This window comes from Pseudomonas sp. P97.38, from assembly GCF_001269745.1.
GTDB lineage: Bacteria > Pseudomonadota > Gammaproteobacteria > Pseudomonadales > Pseudomonadaceae > Aquipseudomonas > Aquipseudomonas chlororaphis_E.
This window is the reverse complement of record NZ_LHVJ01000024.1, coordinates 427,538-446,783: the sequence shown is the minus strand read 5'-3', so window position 1 is coordinate 446,783 and position 19,246 is coordinate 427,538. Positions and strand designations below refer to the sequence as shown.

The 19,246-nt window shown below is 64.3% G+C and carries 15 protein-coding genes; 14 read left to right on the top strand and 1 reads right to left on the bottom strand.

What is annotated here, in order from left to right:
• Positions 1 to 14 precede the first annotated feature (14 nt).
• The 12 genes from AD664_RS19915 (at position 15) to AD664_RS19860 (ending at position 16,012) form a co-directional block, all read left to right on the top strand.
• Positions 15 to 2,171 (top strand): type I secretion system permease/ATPase, encoded by a 2,157-nt coding sequence (locus tag AD664_RS19915; protein WP_053148952.1) that lies wholly within the window; start codon positions 15 to 17, stop codon positions 2,169 to 2,171.
• Positions 2,161 to 3,528 (top strand): HlyD family type I secretion periplasmic adaptor subunit, encoded by a 1,368-nt coding sequence (locus AD664_RS19910; protein ID WP_053148949.1) that lies wholly within the window; start codon positions 2,161 to 2,163, stop codon positions 3,526 to 3,528. Before AD664_RS19915 ends, AD664_RS19910 begins: the two co-directional genes overlap by 11 nt.
• Positions 3,529 to 3,990: 462 nt before the next feature.
• Positions 3,991 to 4,902: a TauD/TfdA family dioxygenase gene (locus AD664_RS19905; RefSeq protein WP_053148946.1), complete on the top strand. Its 912-nt coding sequence runs from the start codon at positions 3,991 to 3,993 to the stop codon at positions 4,900 to 4,902.
• Positions 4,903 to 4,939: 37 nt separating this feature from the next.
• Entirely contained in the window at positions 4,940 to 5,965 is a 1,026-nt protein-coding gene (locus AD664_RS19900) for an ABC transporter substrate-binding protein (protein ID WP_047736247.1), read from the top strand.
• A 5-nt stretch (positions 5,966 to 5,970) separates the two neighbouring features.
• The gene (locus AD664_RS19895) at positions 5,971 to 6,831 is read left to right on the top strand and encodes an ABC transporter ATP-binding protein (RefSeq protein ID WP_053149083.1); all 861 of its coding nucleotides are present in this window, start codon (positions 5,971 to 5,973) and stop codon (positions 6,829 to 6,831) included.
• Positions 6,832 to 6,842: 11 nt separating this feature from the next.
• On the top strand, positions 6,843 to 7,709 hold the full coding sequence (locus AD664_RS19890; RefSeq protein ID WP_042729574.1) for an ABC transporter permease: 867 nt from the start codon (positions 6,843 to 6,845) through the stop codon (positions 7,707 to 7,709).
• 150 nt (positions 7,710 to 7,859) lie between these two features.
• On the top strand, positions 7,860 to 8,336 hold the full coding sequence (locus AD664_RS19885) for a hypothetical protein (RefSeq protein WP_042729573.1): 477 nt from the start codon (positions 7,860 to 7,862) through the stop codon (positions 8,334 to 8,336).
• On the top strand, positions 8,329 to 10,803 hold the full coding sequence (locus AD664_RS19880; protein ID WP_053148943.1) for an alpha/beta hydrolase: 2,475 nt from the start codon (positions 8,329 to 8,331) through the stop codon (positions 10,801 to 10,803). The genes AD664_RS19885 and AD664_RS19880 overlap by 8 nt, the downstream gene beginning before the upstream one ends.
• Positions 10,804 to 10,853: 50 nt before the next feature.
• On the top strand, positions 10,854 to 11,774 hold the full coding sequence (locus AD664_RS19875; protein WP_042729571.1) for a LysR family transcriptional regulator: 921 nt from the start codon (positions 10,854 to 10,856) through the stop codon (positions 11,772 to 11,774).
• A 138-nt stretch (positions 11,775 to 11,912) separates the two neighbouring features.
• Entirely contained in the window at positions 11,913 to 13,436 is a 1,524-nt protein-coding gene (locus AD664_RS19870) for an MFS transporter (RefSeq protein ID WP_053148940.1), read from the top strand.
• A 15-nt stretch (positions 13,437 to 13,451) separates the two neighbouring features.
• Positions 13,452 to 14,522: an HlyD family secretion protein gene (locus AD664_RS19865; protein ID WP_053148937.1), complete on the top strand. Its 1,071-nt coding sequence runs from the start codon at positions 13,452 to 13,454 to the stop codon at positions 14,520 to 14,522.
• Positions 14,519 to 16,012, top strand: coding sequence for an efflux transporter outer membrane subunit (locus AD664_RS19860; protein WP_083454226.1), 1,494 nt, complete (start codon positions 14,519 to 14,521; stop codon positions 16,010 to 16,012). The genes AD664_RS19865 and AD664_RS19860 overlap by 4 nt, the downstream gene beginning before the upstream one ends.
• On the opposite strand, the gene AD664_RS27220 is transcribed toward AD664_RS19860, so the two are convergent.
• Positions 15,993 to 16,682, bottom strand: a complete 690-nt coding sequence (locus tag AD664_RS27220; protein WP_083454225.1) for an NYN domain-containing protein — start codon at positions 16,680 to 16,682, stop codon at positions 15,993 to 15,995. The genes AD664_RS19860 and AD664_RS27220 overlap by 20 nt on opposite strands.
• A 467-nt stretch (positions 16,683 to 17,149) precedes the next feature.
• Between AD664_RS27220 and AD664_RS19850 the strand changes: the two genes are divergently transcribed.
• On the top strand, positions 17,150 to 17,929 hold the full coding sequence (locus AD664_RS19850; RefSeq protein WP_053148931.1) for an efflux RND transporter periplasmic adaptor subunit: 780 nt from the start codon (positions 17,150 to 17,152) through the stop codon (positions 17,927 to 17,929).
• Positions 17,926 to 19,245, top strand: coding sequence for an efflux RND transporter periplasmic adaptor subunit (locus AD664_RS19845; RefSeq protein ID WP_042729565.1), 1,320 nt, complete (start codon positions 17,926 to 17,928; stop codon positions 19,243 to 19,245). Before AD664_RS19850 ends, AD664_RS19845 begins: the two co-directional genes overlap by 4 nt.
• Position 19,246 lies beyond the last annotated feature (1 nt).

The following is a 19,246-nucleotide window of genomic DNA, read 5'->3' as shown; positions in this document are numbered from 1 at the left end:
CAAGAGTGCCGAGCGTGGAATCAGAAGTCAGTCGAGTCGAACTCAGCCATGATCCGCGCACGCTGCACGATGACCCGTTGCTGGACGGTCTGCTGGCGCTTTGCATGCTCCACCAGAAGCCGGCCAGCGCGGCGATGCTCACCACCGGCTTGCCGTTGCCCAAGCAGCGGTTGAGCGTCGAATTATTGTCGCGCGCGGCGGCCCGTGCCGGTCTGCAAGGGCGGGTGCTGCAACGCAAGCTCGACCAGATTCCGACCATTGCCATGCCGGCCCTGTTGTTGCTCAAGGACGGTCGAAGTGCCGTGCTGCTGGGCTGGGTCGGTGATGACCAGGCGCGCTTGCTGCTCAGCGAAAGCGATGGCGGCGAAGTGACCATCAGCCGCGAACTGCTGGCGGACGACTACAGCGGCAAGGTCTTCTTCGCGCAGCCGCAACATAAATTTGACGTGAACCACGGCACGCTGATCCCTCGGGCGCGTTCCTGGTTTCGCGACACCCTCAAGCGATCCCGCTGGCTGTACGCCGATGCTATCGCCGCCAGCCTGCTGATCAACATCATTGCCATGGCCGCGCCGCTGTTCGTGATGAACGTCTACGACCGCGTCGTGCCGAACCAGGCCGAATCGACCCTGTGGGTACTGGCCGTGGGTATCACCGGCGCCTATCTGTTCGACCTGATCCTCAAGATGCTGCGCAGTTTGTGCCTGGACCTGGCCGGCAAGAAAACCGACCTGATCATCTCGGCCACGCTGTTCGAGCGTATCGTCGGCATGGCCATGAAATTTCGTCCGGCGCGCGTCGGCAGCTTTGCCCAGAACATCCATGAGTTCCAGAGCCTGCGGGACTTCCTGGCGTCGCTGACGCTGACCAGCGTGATCGATTTGCCGTTCACGCTGCTGATCTTCCTGGTGATCGCGATCCTCGGCGGGCACCTGGTGTGGATTCCGGTCCTGGCGTTCCCGATTGCCCTGTTGATCGGCTACGCGTTGCAGAAGCCGCTGGTGGCGACCATGGAGCGGACCATGGCCCTGGGCGCCGAGCGTCAGTCTAGCCTGATCGAAACCCTGGCCGGCCTGGACGCCGTGAAGGTCAACAACGCCGAGAGCGAGCGCCAGTACCAGTGGGAACAGACCATCGGAACCCTGAGCCGCCTCGAACTGCGGGTGAAGATGCTGTCCGGCCTGGCGATGAACATCACCTTGCTGATCCAGCAACTGGCCGGTGTGATCATGATCATCTTCGGCGTCTACCAGATCATCGCCGGCAATCTGAGCATGGGCGGCCTGATCGCCTGCTACATGCTCAGCGGCCGCGCCCTCAGCCCGCTGGCGTCGTTGTCGGGCCTGCTGACCCGCTACCAGCAGGCGCGGGTCACCATGACCTCGGTCGACCAGATGATGGAGCTGCCCCAGGAGCGCAATTTCGAAGAGCGGCCGCTGAGCCGCAAGGTCCTGCAGGGCGCCATCGAATGCCGCCAACTGGACTTCACCTACCCGAACCAGCAGAACCCGGCGCTGAAGAACATCAACCTGGTGATCAAGCCGGGCGAGAAGATCGGCATCATCGGCCGCAGCGGCTCGGGCAAGAGCTCCCTGGCGAAGTTGCTGGTGGGCCTGTACCAGCCCGATGCCGGCGCGTTGCTGGTGGACGGCGTGGACATCCGCCAGATCGACGTCAGTGAACTGCGCTACAACGTCGGCTACGTACCCCAGGACATCCAGTTGCTGGCCGGCACCCTGCGCGACAACATGACCTCCGGCGCCCGCTACGTGGAAGACGAGCTGGTGCTGCAGGCCGCCGAGCTGGCGGGCGTGCACGAGTTCGCGCGCCTGCATCCGCAAGGCTACGAGCTGCAAGTGGGTGAGCGCGGGCAGAACCTGTCCGGCGGCCAGCGCCAGAACGTTGCCCTGGCTCGGGCGCTGCTGCTCAACCCGCCCATCCTGCTGTTGGACGAACCCACCAGTGCCATGGACAACACCGGTGAAGAACGCCTCAAGCAGCGCCTGTCCGCCGTGGTGGAAAACAAGACGGTGCTGCTGGTCACGCACCGGGCATCGCTGCTGTCGCTGGTGGATCGCCTGCTGGTGATCGATCGCGGGCAGATCCTGGCCGACGGCCCGAAAGCGGTCGTGATGGAAGCGTTGAAGAAGGGGCAGATCAGTGTTGCTTAAATCGGGTTTCAAGGAATCTGTCGGTCGTTACTTCAAAGGCTCGGCCTCGTTGCAGGGCCAGCCTCTGCCGGAGGTCAACAAGGCCCTGATCGAAGACGCCCCGCGGGTGGTGCGCCTGACGATCTGGGGGATCATCGGCTTCTTCGTGTTCCTGATGGTGTGGGCCAACTTCGCCGTGCTCGACGAGGTGACCAAGGGCGATGGCAAGGCGATTCCGTCGTCCAAGATCCAGAAAATCCAGAACCTGGAGGGCGGTATCGTCGCCGAGCTGTTCGTCAAGGAGGGGCAGATCGTCGAGGCCGGCGCGCCGTTGATTCGCCTGGATGACACACGGTTTGTCTCCAACGTCGGGGAAACCGAGGCCGATCGCTTGTCCATGCTGCTGCGGGTCGAGCGCTTGAGCGCCGAAGTCGAAGACCGACCGCTGAATTTCCCGGCCGATGTGCTCAAGGCCGTGCCCGGCCAAGCCGCCAGCGAGGAGTCGCTGTACATCAGCCGGCGCCAGCAGTTGCACGACGAGATCGGCGGCTTGCAGGAACAGCTGGTCCAGCGCCAACAGGAGCTGCGCGAGTTCGTGTCCAAGCAGGCCCAGTACCGCTCCGGCCTGGCGCTGCAACGCCAGGAAATCAACATGTCCGAGCCGCTGGTGGCCCAGGGCGCTGTCTCTCCGGTGGAAGTGCTGCGGCTCAAGCGTGCGGAAGTCGAAACCCGTGGGCAACTGGACGCGACGACGCTGGCGATCCCTCGCGCCGAATCGGCGATCAAGGAAGTGCAGCGCAAGATCGACGAGACCCGCGGCAAATTCCGCAGTGAGGCCCTGACCCAGCTCAACGAGGCGCGCACCGACCTGAACAAGGCCCAGGCCACCGGCAAGGCACTGGAGGACCGGGTCAGTCGGACCCTGGTCACCTCGCCTGTGCGGGGCATCGTCAACAAGATGCTGGTGAACACCATCGGTGGGGTGATCCAGCCCGGCAGCGACCTGGTGGAAATCGTGCCGCTGGACGACACCATCCTGGTGGAAGCGAAAATCCGCCCCCAGGACATCGCCTTCCTGCACCCCGGCCAGGACGCCACGGTGAAATTCACCGCCTACGACTACACCATCTACGGTGGGCTGAAAGCCAAGCTGGAACAGATCGGTGCCGACACCATCACCGATGAAGACAAGAAAACCACCTACTACATCATCAAGCTGCGCACCGAGCGCAGCCACCTGGGCACCGATGAAAAGCCCCTGCTGATCATCCCCGGCATGGTGGCCTCGGTGGATATCATCACCGGCAAGAAAACCGTGCTCAGCTACCTGCTCAAGCCCATCATCAAGGCCCGGGCCGAGGCGTTGCACGAGCGATAGGCGCCCTGACCCTAGCGACTTGAGGCTTGAGGCTTGAGGCTTGAGGCTTGAGGCTTGAGGCTTGAGGCTTGAGAGCTGAGAGCTGAGAGCTGAGAGCTGAGAGCTGAGAGCTGAGAGCTGAGAGCTTGAGGCCCTTGTGGCGAGGGAGCTTGCTCCCGCTTGAGTGCGAAGCGCTCATCGCTGTTCAGGGCCGCTGCGCGCCCCAGCGGGAGCAAGCTCCCTCGCCACGGCTTGCACACTGACGTCCTGTGGAAAGGGGGCCTCCCGCCCCACCAGACCCCTGCCAAAACTCCATATCGTTATTCGTTAACGGTATTTAAATTTCAATTCTTATAGCTATAAAGTCACTCCCCTGCGTACCTGCCGACCAATCGGCACGCCGCACGACACGAACCGACACGGCAACGCCGTGAGTTTTGATCGACGCGCGCCATTGAAGCGCGCTGTGCGTGGGAGTGATGTATGCCAGCCGTTTCCTATTCTCCGGATCACCTTGCTTCAAGTGCCGCCGACATCGCGCCGCAGGCCTTCGACATCCGCCCGTTCGGCGACAGCGTCGGTGCCGAAATCGTCGGCCTGGACCTGTCCCGGCCGCTCAACGACCGCGACTTTGCCCGCATCCATCGCGCCCACCTGGATCACCACGTGGTGGTGTTTCGCGACCAGCACATCACCCCCGAACAACACATCGCCTTCAGCCGTCGCTTTGGCGTGCTGCAGATCCATGTGCTCAAGCAGTTTTTACTGGCCGGGCACCCGGAAATCCTGATCGTCTCCAACATCATCGAAAACGGCCAATCCATCGGCCTCGGCGATGCCGGCAAGTTCTGGCATTCCGACCTCTCCTATAAAGAACTGCCCAGCCTGGGCTCGATGCTGCATGCCCAGGAATTGCCGAGCGAGGGTGGCGACACATTGTTCGCCGACATGCACAAAGCCTGGGAGGGCTTGCCCGAGGCCTTGCGCAAGGTCGTGGAAGGCCGTTCGGCGGCGCACTCCTACACGGCGCGCTATAGCGAGAACAAATTCGAAGGCAACTGGCGCCCGACTCTCACCCCGGAGCAACTGGCCCAGGTCACCGAAGTGGTGCACCCCATCGTACGCACCCACCCGGAAACCGGGCGCAAGGCACTGTTCGTCAGCGAGGGCTTCACCACCCGCATCGTCGGCCTGCCGGAGGATGAAAGCGCCGCGCTGCTGGCCGAACTGTATGCCCACAGCGTGCGGCCCCAGAACATCTATCGCCACCAATGGCAGCCCCATGACCTGGTGTTCTGGGACAACCGCTCGCTGATCCACCTGGCTGCCGGTTGCCCGAGTCACCTGCGTCGCAAGTTGTACCGCACCACCATCCAGGGCGATGCCCCTTTCTGATCGGCCGCGCCTCGCGCAAACAGCCCGGAGAATCACCATGTCCAAACGCATTGCCTTTGCACCGCTGGCCGCCGCCATCGGCCTGGGTTTCAGCCTGCTGGCCGGCAGCCTGGTGGCGCCCGCCAGCGCCCAGGCCGAGGGCGAGATTCGCATCGCCGAGCAATTCGGCATCGTTTACCTGCTGCTGAACGTGGTCCGCGATCAGCAGTTGATCGAGAAGTACGGCAAGCAGGAAGGCCTCGACATCAAGGTCGATTGGACCCAGTTGTCCGGCGGCGCGGCGGTCAACGACGCGTTGCTGTCGGGCTCCATCGACATCGCCGGGGCTGGCGTCGGGCCGCTGCTGACGATCTGGGACCGCACGCGCGGCAAGCAGAACGTCAAGGCCGTGGCTTCGCTGGGCAACTTTCCCTATTACCTGTTGAGCAACAACCCCAAGGTCAAGACCATCGCCGACTTCACCGAGCACGACCGCATCGCGGTGCCGGCGGTGGGGGTGTCGGTGCAGTCGCGCTTCCTGCAATACGCCGCCGCCAAGCAATGGGGCGACAAGGAGTTCAATCGCCTCGACAAGTACACCCTGGCCGTGCCGCACCCGGACGCCACGGCGGCGCTGATTGCCGGCGGGACGGAACTGACCGGGCACTTCTCCAACCCGCCGTTCCAGGACCAGGCCCTGCAGAACCCCAACGTTCACGTGGTGCTCAATTCCTATGATGTGCTCGGGCCGAACTCGCCCACCGTGCTGTTCGCCACGGAAAAATTCCGCGATGAAAACCCCAAGACCTACAAGGCGTTTATCCAGGCCCTGACGGAAGCGGCGGCGTTCGCCCAGAAGGATAAAGAGGGGGCGGCGGATACGTATCTGCGCGTCACCCAGGCCAAGATCGACCGGGCCACGTTGCTGAAGATCATCGAGAATCCGCAGATCGAATTCACCGTCACGCCGAAGAACACCTACCCGCTGGCGGAGTTCCTCTACCGTGTCGGCGCGATCAAGCACAAGCCGGCGTCGTGGGAAGACTACTTCTTCCAGGACGCCCAGCCGTTGCAAGGGAGTTGATGGTCATGAACGCCCCCCTGCAAGGCCACGCGGCCAGCAACCCCAGTCGCACCGACGCGGCATTGCTCTCGGTGAACAGCGTCAGCCTCGAATACCGCACGCCGCAACGGGTGGTGCGGGCGACGCACCAGGTGAGTTTCGAGGTCGATCCGGCGGACCGGTTTGTCCTGCTCGGCCCGTCCGGTTGCGGCAAGTCCACGCTGCTCAAGGCCGTCGGCGGCTTCATCGCGCCTTGCGAGGGCGAGATTCGCTTGCAGGGCCAGCGCGTCAGTGCTCCGGGGCCGGATCGAATTGTGGTGTTTCAGGAGTTCGACCAGTTGCCGCCGTGGAAAACCGTCAAGCAGAACGTGATGTTCGCGTTGCTGGCGTCCCACACCCTCAAGCGCCGCGAGGCCGAGGAGCGAGCGTTGCACTATCTGGACAAGGTCGGGCTGGCGGCATTCGCCGATGCCTACCCACATACGTTGTCCGGGGGCATGAAAGCCCGGGTCGCCATTGCCCGGGCATTGGCGATGCAACCGAAAATCCTGCTGATGGACGAGCCCTTCGCCGCCCTCGATGCCCTGACCCGACGCAAGATGCAGGAAGAATTGCTGCTGCTCTGGGAAGAGGTGCGTTTCACCCTGCTGTTCGTTACCCATTCGATCGAGGAAGCGCTGGTGGTGGGCAACCGGATCCTGTTGTTGTCGCCCCATCCGGGCCGCGTACGGGCAGAAATCCACAGCCATCAGTACGACCTGCACAGCCTCGGGGGTGGGGCGTTCCAGCACACGGCGCGGCGGATCCACTCGCTGTTGTTCGAACCGGGCCAGTCGCCGCAGACCGAGCGTGAGCTGGATTTCGCCGACATTCGCATCGCGTACTGAGGGAAGCGTCCATGAACCATCTATCGCCTGTGCGCGAAGAATACGAAGTCGACCTGCAACCCTTGACCCACATCCCGCTGGAGCGGGCCTTGCCGTTGAGGCAGCGCCTCTGGCAGCAGGGGTGGTTGCGCAAAAGCCTGATTTTGCTGTTGCTGGCGGTGCTCTGGGAAAGCGTGGCCCGCTACCAGAACAACGACCTGCTGCTGCCGGGGTTCCTGCAAACCGCCAGCGCGCTGTACGGGGGCCTGGTCAGCGGCGAGCTGCTGGGCAAGGTCTGGATTTCCCTGGTGGTGCTGCTCAAGGGCTATCTACTGGGCATTGTCCTGGCGTTCGGCCTGACCACCCTGGCGGTGTCGACTCAATTGGGCCGCGACCTGCTCAGTACGTTGACGTCGATGTTCAACCCGCTGCCGGCCATTGCCTTGTTGCCGTTGGCGTTGCTGTGGTTTGGCCTGGGGCAGAACAGCCTGATTTTCGTCCTGGTGCACTCGGTGCTGTGGGCGTTGGCGGTGAACATGTACGCAGGCTTTCTCGGGGTGTCCGACACCTTGCGCATGGCCGGGCGCAACTATGGGCTCAAGGGTTTGCGCTTCGTGCTGTTCATCCTGATTCCGGCGGCGCTGCCGTCGATTCTCGCCGGGCTGAAGATTGGTTGGGCCTTTGCCTGGCGCACGCTGATTGCCGCCGAACTGGTGTTCGGCGCCACCAGCGGCAAGGGCGGTCTGGGCTGGTACATCTTCCAGAACCGCAACGAGCTGTACACCGACAAGGTCTTCGCCGGGCTGGCGGTGGTGATCCTGATTGGCTTGCTGGTGGAAAACCTGGTCTTCGACAGCTTGGAACGGGTGACGGTCAAGCGTTGGGGGATGCAGCGTTGAGCGGTGCTGGCGAGCTGTTCGGATAAGCATTCCGGGCTTGGGCGACCGCCTTCGCACAGGTTTATTTATCGGCCGCACCCCGTCGGCCGGGTAAAGCCGCGGCCTTTTCCTTTAGACTTGCAGCCCTCAAGCACGCCTTCGGGACACGGAATGCCAAGCCCTCGCCACACCCTTCGCAAAGCCCTGATCGCCTGGCTGTATGCCTTGGCGCTGTTGCATCTGCTCGCCGGTTTCATGCTGAGTTGGGCCGGGCATTCGGGCGTGTTCGATGACTATTTGCTCACCCTCGAACAAGCGTTCTGGGCCTCTGACGCGGCGCCTGCGGCGGCCAGGGCGCAGCAGGTCTGGTGGCTGGCGTTGTTCGGCGCAACGTTGCAGAGCTATGCCCTGTACATGCTCGCCCTGGTGCACATCGGCCATCGAATGAAACGCGCCGCGCCCTGGGGCTGGATCATCGCCGGCATCCTGCTCTGGGCGCCCCAGGACATGTTGATCTCCGCCCAGGCGCGGATGTGGTCGCACCTGTGGCTCGATGGCGTGGCATTGCTTCTGCTGCTGCCGCCGTTGCTCTGGCTCTATCGCCACGACGGCAACGGCTGTGCAGCCCGGGAGGCCCGCCATGGTTGATCTGGCATCGGCAGGCAAACCGTTGATGTACCTGCTGGCGGGCAACGGCAGCGCCGCCGATTGGTGGGATGACGTGCTCCCGTATTTTGCGCACTACCAGGTGGTGCCGCTGGAGTTGCCCGGTTTCGGTGACAACCCACAGGCGCCCTGCGAAGACCTGGCCGCCTACGCCGAGGCTTTGTTGGCGATGACGGCCAGGGGCAGCGCGATCACCGCGGTCGGGGTGAATGCGTTGTTGGTGCTGCACGCCTTGCAACGTCAGCCCGGGCACTTCCAGCGCAGCGTATTGCTGGCGCCGGTGGGGGCGTTCCTGTGGCAACGGCGCCTGCCGGCACTGATGTCGCCATTGCCGGTGCGCAAAACCATCCATTGGTTGCTGGCGAACAAACCGACGCTGTTTGCACGCAAATTCTCCAACCGGCCCTGGACGCCTGCGCAATACCTACGCATGGGCGCTGGCTACGCCCGCTGCCGTGCCTTCGTGCCGCACTGGGACCTGGTGCGGGCGGACACCGCGTTGCCGCTGCTGGAATGGATCACCGACCCGGTCGAGTTGGTCTGGGGCGACCAGGACAACATGCTGGGTGTCGAGCAGGCGGCGGCCTGGTCGGCGATTCTCGCCCGCGCCGACCTGACCATCAGCCTGAAGCCAGGCTGGGGCCATTACCCCTGGATCGACGCGCCGGCCGATTTCGCCGCCTGGCTGGAGTCGGGCGCGCGTGGGTTTGTCGCGCACACCAAGGGCGGGCGTTTGCGCCTGGCTGCGTTGGCCGGGCAAGCGGTGCCGCCGGCGCTGACCCTCAATGAGTGCCACGACCCGCGCCTGCCGGCGTTTCTGGCCAGCCAAGCGCACGCCACGTGGGCGGTCCGCTCGTCCAGTTATGGCGAGGATCAAGCCGATGCGGCGAACGCCGGCCTGAGCAGTACGTTCCTGCGCGAGCCGGCGAGCCAGGTGCCGGGGCGCATCGCTGAGTTGACGGCGATGGGCGTCGAGGAAGTGGTGGTGCAACGCTTCATCACGCCGCAGCTGTCCGGAATCGCTTTCGTGCGTCACCTGGCGGTCGAGCTGGAGTGGGTCGAGGGGCACCTCGAGTCGTTGGCCGATGGCCACGCAAGCCCCCGGCGCGCGGTCATTTCCCGCCTGGGAGCGGCCTGGAACTGCGGTGCGTTCGAACCCACTCACGGTCTGGACGCGGACCAGTTGTGGCGCTTCCTGCAAGGTGTGCTGCGGGTTTTCCATTACGTGCCCGGTGACATCGAATGGGCCTGGGACGGCCAGCAACTCTGGCTGTTGCAGTACCGCCCGATCAGTGATTACGGCTGGCGTCGGCACCTGACCGCGGCCAACATCGCCGAAATTCTGCCGCCCCAACCCAGTGTGTTGGTGGAGTATGCCCAGCGCCGTGCGGCGGCGAGCATCCCGGCGATCATGGCGCGCTGGGATGCACGGGTGTTGCAAGACAACGAGCCTTTCACGGCCGTGTTTGGCGGCGCGTCGTACATCAACAACGACTTGTTTCTCGCCCGGCTCGCCGACTGGGGCATCCGCTCCAGCAGCTACGCGGGGGAGGTCGGCGGGGCGACCCCGCGGTTGTCCTGGCGACCGTTGCGCCTGGTCCGATCAGTGCCGTTGTTCCTGCGCATGCAGCACATGGCCCGTGGGCACCTGTTGACGCTCGAAGCCGGTTTGCGCCGTTTCGATCATGAGCTTGCGCAACTGGCCGGGCAGGGCGCCGGAGGTCAGTCACTGGCCGATTGGTTCACCCGCTTCTATGTGTTCGTGGTGCAGGGCAACCTGTGCATCGCCACGGCATTGGCCAGCAGCGGTGGCGCCTGGCTCGGCCGGCCACCCACCGCCTATGACAACCTCGAATCCGCCCCGCATCGGTTGCCCTGGGAAACCGACCCGGCCACCCCGCGTCCGGCCCCGACCGAGTTGCCCTTGCAAGCCTTTCCCCATTGGTCCCTGCCCGTACGCCTGGCGCATTCGGCGGGGCTGCCGGGGTTGCGTGGCTACTATCTGCAAGTGCGCGAATGGTACCGCGACAACCTGATGCGAATGTTCTTTCGCCTGCACCACGCCATGCCGCTGGCTGACCGCGCCCATTGGTTCGCGCCGCACCCGGACATTCGCAGTCGTGACGGCAGTTTTTGGCAGGACGGTCGCGAGGGCACCGAGCAGGCAGCGGGCTTCCTGATCTACCCGGGCCAGGCACAAGGCATCCTGGGCGCGGACATCCTGCTGGAAGACACCCTGGACCCCGGTCGCCACGCGCACTATCAGCGTGCCCGGGCCGTGATCGCGCGCATGGGCGGTCGCCTGTCCCACGGTTCGACCTTGTTGCGCGAACTGCGCAAGCCTTCGGCGGTACTGCCTCAGGTGGATGCCACGTGGCTCGGGCGGGAGGTGGTATACCGCGACGGTGAGCTGACCTTGTTGGACGAGTCGCCAGCGGCCGGGGGGTGATCTGCTAGCATTGCGTCTGGATCAATGTTGATCTGTCACGAGTGCTCAGCATGCAACTCCCGGACATGAACCTGCTGGTCGCCCTCGATGCCCTGCTCGACGAGGGCAGCGTGGTCGGCGCGGCGCGACGGATGAACCTGAGCCCCGCAGCCATGAGCCGTACCTTGACGCGAATCCGCGAGGCCGTGGGTGACCCGATTCTGGTGCGCGCAGGCCGTGGACTGGTGCCGACACCCAAGGCCCAGGCCCTGCGCGAGCAGGTGCGTGACGTGGTGGAGCAGGCGGCGCTGGTCTTCCGTTCGGCCGATGCGGTGGACCTGAGCACCTTGCGGCGGCGTTTCAATGTCCGGGCCAATGACTTCTTCGTCGGCGTCTATGGCGGCAAGTTGTTCGACACCCTCGAACGCAAGGCCCCGCATTGCGAGCTGCGCTATGTCCCGGAAGGCGACGGCGATGATGAGGCGCTGCGTGAGGGGCGGATCGACCTGAGCATCAGCAACACTCGGCCAGTGATGCCGGAAGTGAAGGTGCAGAACCTGTTCTCCACCCACTTCGTCGGCCTGGTGCGCGAAGACCACCCCTTGCTCGATGGCGAGATCACCGCCGAGCGGTTCGCCGGGTTTTCCCACATCAGCACCTCCCGCCGCGGCATTGCTCGCGGCCCCATCGACACCGCGCTCAACGCGTTGGGGCTGGAGCGGCGGGTGGCGGTCATCGCGCCGAGCTTTCATGCGGCCATGTTCGCCTTGCCCGATTCGGACCTGATCCTGCCGGTGCCCAAGGAAGCGTTGCTGAGCGTCAGGCGCCTGGGGCTGCACCTGCGCTCCTTCACGCTGCCGGTCCCGTTGCCCACGCTCATGCTGACCCAGGCCTGGCACCCGCGCTACGATAACGACCCGGCCCACCGCTGGCTGCGCGAAACCCTCAAGGCCTGTTGCGACGAGACCTGGCTGGAAGCGCAGACGGGTTGATCGCCAGGCTTTGGCGTTGGTGGCAGAGGGTTTCAATTGCTGCGTTAAACGCACTTATAAACTGCCAATAAGTCACTTTTTGTCAGCACTGCTGCTTTTTAAACTGCTCCGGTATTTCTCACTGGAGTGTTAACCCCAATGACATCCCTCACAACCACGGCGCTACCGACGGCAGCGGCCGCGCCGCCGGCGTTCGGCCCGAGGATCGTCATCGGCCTGGTGGGCGTATTGCTGGCGGTGCTGGTGTCGGGGCTGAACGAGATGGTCACCAAGGTGGCCCTGGCCGATATCCGCGGGGCCATGGCCATCGGGTATGACGAAGGCACCTGGGTGGTGGCGTGCTACGCCGCGACGTCAGTGGCCGCCATGGCCTTCGCGCCCTGGTGCTCGGTGACCTTCTCGCTGCGCCGTTTCACGCTGTGGGCCATCAGCCTGTTCACCCTGCTGGGTGCGCTGTGCCCGTTTGCGCCGGACTACGAAAGCCTGCTGGTGATGCGCACCCTGCAAGGGCTGGCCGGCGGTGCATTGCCACCCATGCTGATGACCGTCGCCCTGCGCTTTTTGCCGCCGGGCGTGAAGCTCTACGGCCTGGCCGGCTACGCCTTGACCGCCACGTTCGGCCCTGGCCTGGGCACGCCCTTGGCCGGCCTGTGGACCGAGTACCTCGGCTGGCAATGGACCTTCTGGCAGATCATCGTGCCTTGCCTGATTGCCATGGCCGCGGTGGCCTATGGTTTGCCCCAGGACCCGCCGCGCCTGGAACGCCTCAAGCAGTTCAACTGGCGAGGCCTGCTACTGGGTTTTCCGGCGATCTGCATGTTGGTGATCGGCATCCTGCAGGGCAACCGGCTCGACTGGTTCGAGTCGAGCCTGATCTGCACCTTGCTCGGCGGCGGGCTGGTGTTGCTGGTGCTGTTCCTGGTCAACGAGTGGTCGCAGCCGGTGCCGTTCTTCAAGTTGCAGATGCTCGGCATCCGCAACCTGGCCTTCGCCCTGATGACCCTGGCGGGTGTGTTGGTGGTGCTGCTGGCGGTGATCATCATTCCGTCCAGCTACCTGGCCCAGGTCCAAGGCTATCGCCCGGTCCAGACCGCCCCGGTGATGCTGTTGATGGCGCTGCCGCAGTTGCTCGCACTGCCGTTGGTGGCGGCGCTGTGCAATCTGCGCTGGGTCGATTGTCGCTGGGTGTTGGGGCTGGGCCTGGGCCTGTTGGCGCTGTCCTGCCTGGGTGGTTCGCAACTGACGTCGGCTTGGATCCGTGACGATTTCTACGTCTTGCAACTGTTGCAGATCTTCGGCCAGCCCATGGCGGTGCTGCCGCTGCTGATGCTGTCGACCGGGAGTATTTCCCCCCTGGAAGGCCCGTTCGCTTCGGCGTGGTTCAACACGGTCAAGGGCATGGCGGCGGTGATCGCCACGGGCGTGTTGGACGCGTTGACCACCGCACGCCTGCATTTTCATTCGACGATGCTGGTGGACAGCCTCGGCAATTCCCCGCTGTTGGACAACGACAGCGCCGGGCTTGCCCACCGCCTGCACCAGCAGGCGGTGGTGCTGACCTCTTCCGATCTTTACCTGTGCATGGCGGGCGTCGCGCTCGCCCTGATCCTGCTTATTTTCTGGTTGCCGACGCGGATCTATCCGCCTCGTGCGCCGCGCTGAACCCTGAAGGTTTCCATCATGACTCAATTGAAAAAGCCCATAGCCCTGACCCTCGCGGCAACCCTCGTGCTCGGCGGGCTGACCTATCTGCTGGCACCGGGACTGTTCGGTAAACGCGAGCAGCAGAGCACCAACGATGCCTTTGTTTCGGCGGACTACACCCTGGTGGTGCCGCGCGTTGCCGGTTTCATCAAAGAAGTGCTGGTGGAAGACAACCAGCAAGTCAAGGCCGGGCAACTGTTGGCCTTGATCGACGACCGCGACTTGCACGCCGCCGCCCAGGCCGCCGACGCGCAGACCCTGGTTGCCCGCGCCCAGCTGGAAAACGCGCGGGCGACACTGGAGCGCCAGGCGTCGGTGATTGCCCAGGCCCAGGCCAATGTGGTCGCCGCCAAGGCGCAGATGGCTTTTGCCGAACATGAGCGCAACCGTTATCAACACCTGGCCGGCGTCGGGGCCGGTACCGTGCAGAACGCCCAACAGGCCCAGACCCGGATCGACCAGGCCACCGCGCAGTTGGCGAGTGCCACGGCGGTGTTGGCGGCCGAGCGCAAGCAGGTGGAGATTCTCACGGCCCAGCGTGACGCCGCCGAAGGTGGGTTGAAACGCGCCCAGGCGGCGTTGGAAATCGCCAGTTTTGAACTGTCTTACACCCGCGTCGTGGCGCCCCAGGACGGCATGGTCGGTGAGCGCGCGGTGCGGGTCGGCGCCTACGTGACGCCGGGCAGCAAGCTGTTGGCGGTGGTGCCGCTGGCCCAGGCCTATGTGGTGGGCAACTTCCAGGAAACCCAGCTCACCGATGTGCAGCCGGGCCAGCGGGTGAGCGTGCGGGTCGACAGCTTCGGCGGGCAAGCGTTGCTGGGCCGTGTGCAGAGCATTGCCCCGGCGACCGGCGTGACGTTCGCGGCGGTCAAGCCGGACAACGCCACCGGCAACTTCACCAAGGTGGTCCAGCGCATCCCGGTAAAGATTGTCCTGGACCCGGACCAGCCGCTGGCGCAGCGGTTGCGGGTGGGCATGTCGGTGGAAGCGAGTATCGATACCGCCCGTTCGGAGGATGATGGGCGGGAGGTGGCGCAGCGATGAAATCGAGCCCCTTAGTTGCCCTGTGGCGAGGGAGCAAGCTCCCTCGCCACAAAGGCTTGCTGGTCTGTGTGGCATCGGCGCTATGCGCCTGCACTGTCGGCCCGGACTTCCAGCGCCCCGTGGCACCCTCGCCGTCTCAATGGGCAACGCCGGCCAACGCCGCTGCCAGCCAGGTGGTCACCACGGACATGAGCGAGCGTTGGTGGGAGGTCTTCGATGACCCGGTGCTGTCGGCGCTAACCCGTCGTGCCGTGGCCGATAACCTCGACCTGAAACTTGCCGGCAGTCGCTTGCAGCAGAGTCGCGCGGCCCGCCAGGTCATCACCTCGGCGCAGTACCCCAACACCGCCGCCAGCGGCAGTTATGGCCGCAAACGCAACAGCGGTGAAGGGCTCAATGACCCGTCGGGCCACAACGGCGATTCGGCTTTCAACCTGTGGGACGCGGGCTTTTCCGCGGGGTGGGAGCTGGATGTGTGGGGCCGGGTACGGCGTGAGGCCGAAGCGGCGGATGCCAACCTGGAAGTCGCGCAGGACGACCGGCGCGGTGTGCTGTTGGCGGTACTCGCCGAAACGGCTCACGACTACCTGCAACTGCGGGGCGTGCAGAGCACCCGGGCGGTCACCGAGCAGAATCTCGACGTGGCCCGCCACAGCCTGAAGCTCACCCAATTGCGTCTGGCCGATGGAGTCGCTACGGATCTGGACGTGGCCGAAGCGGCGGCCCAGGTCGCGGCCATCGAAGCGCGGTTGCCGACGTTGCAGCAGCGCCAAGCTCAACTGATCAATGCCCTCAGCCTGTTGATGGGCCAGCCTCCGCAAGCGTTGCAGGCCGAACTCGCTGCCGACGCCCCGGTGCCCCAGGCGCCTCGCCAGGTCGCCATCGGCCTGCCCTCCCAGCTGGCTGAGCGGCGCCCGGACATCCGCCAGGCCGAGGCCCGGCTGCATGCCGCCACCGCAAGCATTGGCGTGGCCAAGGGCGATTTCTACCCGCGCATCACGTTGTCGGGCAACCTGGGCTCCCAAGCCATGCAACTCAGTGAGTTCGGTTCCTGGGGCTCCCGTGCATTCGGCATCGGCCCGCAGTTCAACCTGCCGTTGTTCGACGGTGGACGCCTGCGCGGCATGCTGCAGTTGCGCGAGGCCCAGCAACAGGAAGCGGCGGTCGCCTACCAGCAGACCGTGCTCAAGGCCTGGCATGAAATCGATGACCAACTGAGCGCCTACAACGCCAGCCAACTGCGTCGCGACAGCCTCGCCGAGGCCGTGCGCCAGAACCAGATCGCCTTGCGCACCGCGCAACAGCAATACGTGGAAGGCGTGGTGGACTTCGTCACCGTGCTCACGGTCCAGGGCGCGCTGTTGGCCACCCAGGAGCAACTGGTGGAAAGCGCCACGGGCGTGTCGTTGGCGATGGTCGGGTTGTACAAGGCGCTGGGTGGGGGATGGGAGTCGGTGTACCCGGCGGGCGCTACCAATAATCCGGCTTGATGGCCGGCGCCTTGCGCGTGGGGACCCGGTCGGGGAACTGGTGGGATTGAAGCTCGTCGCAAGTGACGACGCGGCGCATCCAGTGGGCGTGTTCTCTCAAGGAGCCTGGAGATGGACGATTCAACTCGGCACGATGGGGAAGAATGACGCCAATGGTGACTTCGGGGAAATCCTCCCGCAGGGCTCTCAAGGCGGGTGTCATATCGGTGTCGCTGGATACAAGCACCAATTGCTCCAGACGGTCATGTTGTTTCAAGGTCGTTTGCTTTGCCGCGGTTCGGTACATGCTGATTGCTATGTGGACATCCGTTTCCTTTTCCTCAAGTTTCCAGATGTCGACTTTGTCCGTCCGAGACGCTTTGGTCTTTTTATCGACAAAACGAGGGGCCTTGGCAGGTTCGAGCTGATGATGACCGTAGTGGACCCGGATGCAGGTCGTCTTCAGTGCACGGATGTAAGCGTCTTGAGCTTCTTTTGATATCCGGCCTCGGGTAGCCAGTGAGGGTTTGATCGACGACGTGAAGTAATCGACTGACGCCATTGTGCTACACGGGTTTTCGACATGCGCGATATGTGACAACAGGCTTCGCAGATCCAGCCATTTGTAAGGCGTGCCTGCGAGCAGTCCATAGAACAGGTTATAGCCATCAACAAAAAATGCCGTGCGCACAGACTCAATCCCCCAGAAACGAAAAAACCGGCCGGAGCCGGTTTTTTCACCCCAACGGCCAGAGAACTGAATCTCTGCGTACGGGGTTGAGTAGGGCCATCCTAGGTTGGGCTTTTCATGACGTCAACCCCTGTCTGGCCTCCCTCTTCTCACCGGCCGAACAGTGTTGGGCGTGTTTCTGCCCGCAGGTCAAACCATTCGTTAGCTGTTCTGTCAGCAGTTGTTTCGCGGTGGCGTCGTCTTGGGAGCCATCAAAGAAATCCATCACCGAAAACCCTTTCGAACGAATGACGGCTCCTAATCTTTTGCAGGATCCATTCCCTGCCCATGTCGGGAAAAGAGCTGAGCTTCTTATGGCTCTTTTCCAGCCTTTTTGAAACAAGAGTTTGCTCACTCTCACCGTTGCTCCCTTGACGCCCCCCACCGCTGTCGTAGACTCCGCCCATCCGTCAGGGAGTAAAACGGTCATGCGGCGTTTGAGTAGTTGGGTTGTGGGATTGACCTTTGTAGCGTGCGGCGTTCAGGCGCAAACGCCTGATGCAGGCGATCCGTTGCTTGAGAGCAACGTGGCGGCCAGTGCACCGGCTGGCAATGAGGCGCGTGGGGTGCTTCGGGCGCGGGACCAGGCGGTGCTGGCGAGTGAATTGGCCGGGCGTATTGTCGAGTTGCCATTCAGTGAGGGCGAGTCGTTCAAGAAGGGCGATACCCTGGCGCGGTTCGATTGCTCGGCCTATCAGGCCCAGCTCAATGCGGCCCAGGCGGCCAGCCGTGGGGCCAACGAAGAGTTGGCGCATAACCGGCAACTGGAGGCATTGAAGTCGGTCGGGCGTTTCGAAGTGTCGCGGGCCGAGGCCCGGGTCAGCGAGGCGCAGGCGCAGTCCCAGGTGTACCAGGTACAGGTCAAGCGTTGCAGTGTCATCGCGCCGTTCGACGGCCAGGTGGTGACGCGCAAGGTCCAGCGTTATGAAAGCGTGGCGGCCGGCGCGCCGTTGCTGGATGTGGTCGACAACCGCACCCTGGAAATCCATCTGCTGGTGCCGTCGCGCTGGATGGACCGGCTCAAGCCCGGCCAGCCGTTTACGTTTATCCCCGATGAAACCGGCAAGCCGTTGCAGGCGACGGTCAAGCGCCTGGGCGCGCGCATCGATGAGGGCAGCCAGACCTTGCTGTTGGTGGCGAGCGTGCCGGATGCCAGCGGCTTGTTGTCCGGCATGAGCGGTACGGCGCGTTTTGCGGAGCCCAAGTGAACGCGCCGATAACGGGCAGCACCGAGCAGGTGTTCGCCCGCTTTCTCGACCTTGAGCGCCAGACGCGGGCAGCCCGTACCCCGGCGCAGTTGAGCTACAGCCTGGTCAATGACGGCCAGGCGTTGTTCGGGTTTCGCCATGCCGCGCTCTTGATTGCCGGCAAGGTGCACGCGGTGACGGGCGTCAGTGCCGTGGAGCCCAACGCGCCGTTCGTGGCGTTCGTCGAGCAGGCGGTGGCCCAGTTGTTCAAGCAGGGGCTGCTGAACCAGGCCCGGGTGATCGCCGCCGACGGGGTCAGCGAATCCATCCGCGCGGATTGGCGCAGCCTGTCGGCCGGGCAGGTGTTCTGGCTGCCGTTGGTCGATCATCAGGGCCAGGTGTTCGGCGGCTTGTGGCTGGCCCGCGACTTGCCGTGGACGCCGTCTGAACAAGTGCTCTTGTCGCAACTGGGCGACACCTACAGCCATGCCTGGCTGGCCCTGCAACCGCGCAAGCCGTGGCGCCTGCGCTGGACGCGCAAGCGCCAGGTGGCGCTGGTCGCGGTGCTGTTGCTGGGCCTGCTGATCCCGGTGCGTCAATCGGTCCTGGCCCCGGCCGAAGTGGTGCCGCTGGGCGGGCAAGTGGTGGCGGCACCGTTGGACGGCGTGATCGCCGAGTTCATGGTCAAGCCCAACCAGGCCGTGAAGAATGGCGACCTGTTGCTGCGTTTCGAAAGCACCAGCCTCAAGGCCCAGGCCGATGTTGCCGAGCGGGCATTGGGGGTGGCCGAAGCGGAACTCAAGGCCAATTCCCAGCGCTCGTTTGCCGATGCAGAGTCCAGTTCCAAGGTGGACCTGCTGGCCGCCCGTGTCGAACAGAAACGGGCCGAACGCAACTATGCGATGGAGCTGCTCAAACGCAGTGAGGTACGTGCCGAGCGCGACGGTATTGCCGTGTTTGCCGATGCCGAGCGCTGGCTCGGCAAGCCGGTGCAGACCGGCGAGCGGCTGATGGAAATTGCCGATCCGAACCAGGCCGAGTTGCGCATCGAGCTGGCGGTGGGCGATGCGATTGCCTTGGAGCCCGGCGCACAAGTGGCGCTGTTTCTCGACAGCGATCCGTTGCAGCGGCACCTGGCCTGGCTCGAACGTTCGGCTTATGAAGCGCAGCCCACGGCGGGCGGCCAACTGGCCTACCGACTGGATGCGCGTTTCGACGCCACGGCGCCGCGCATCGGCCTGCGGGGAACGGCCAAGGTCTTTGGCGAGCGCGCCCCGTTGGCCTTGTACCTGTTGCGTCGGCCACTGGCCGGGCTGCGCCAGAGCGTAGGCCTGTAGC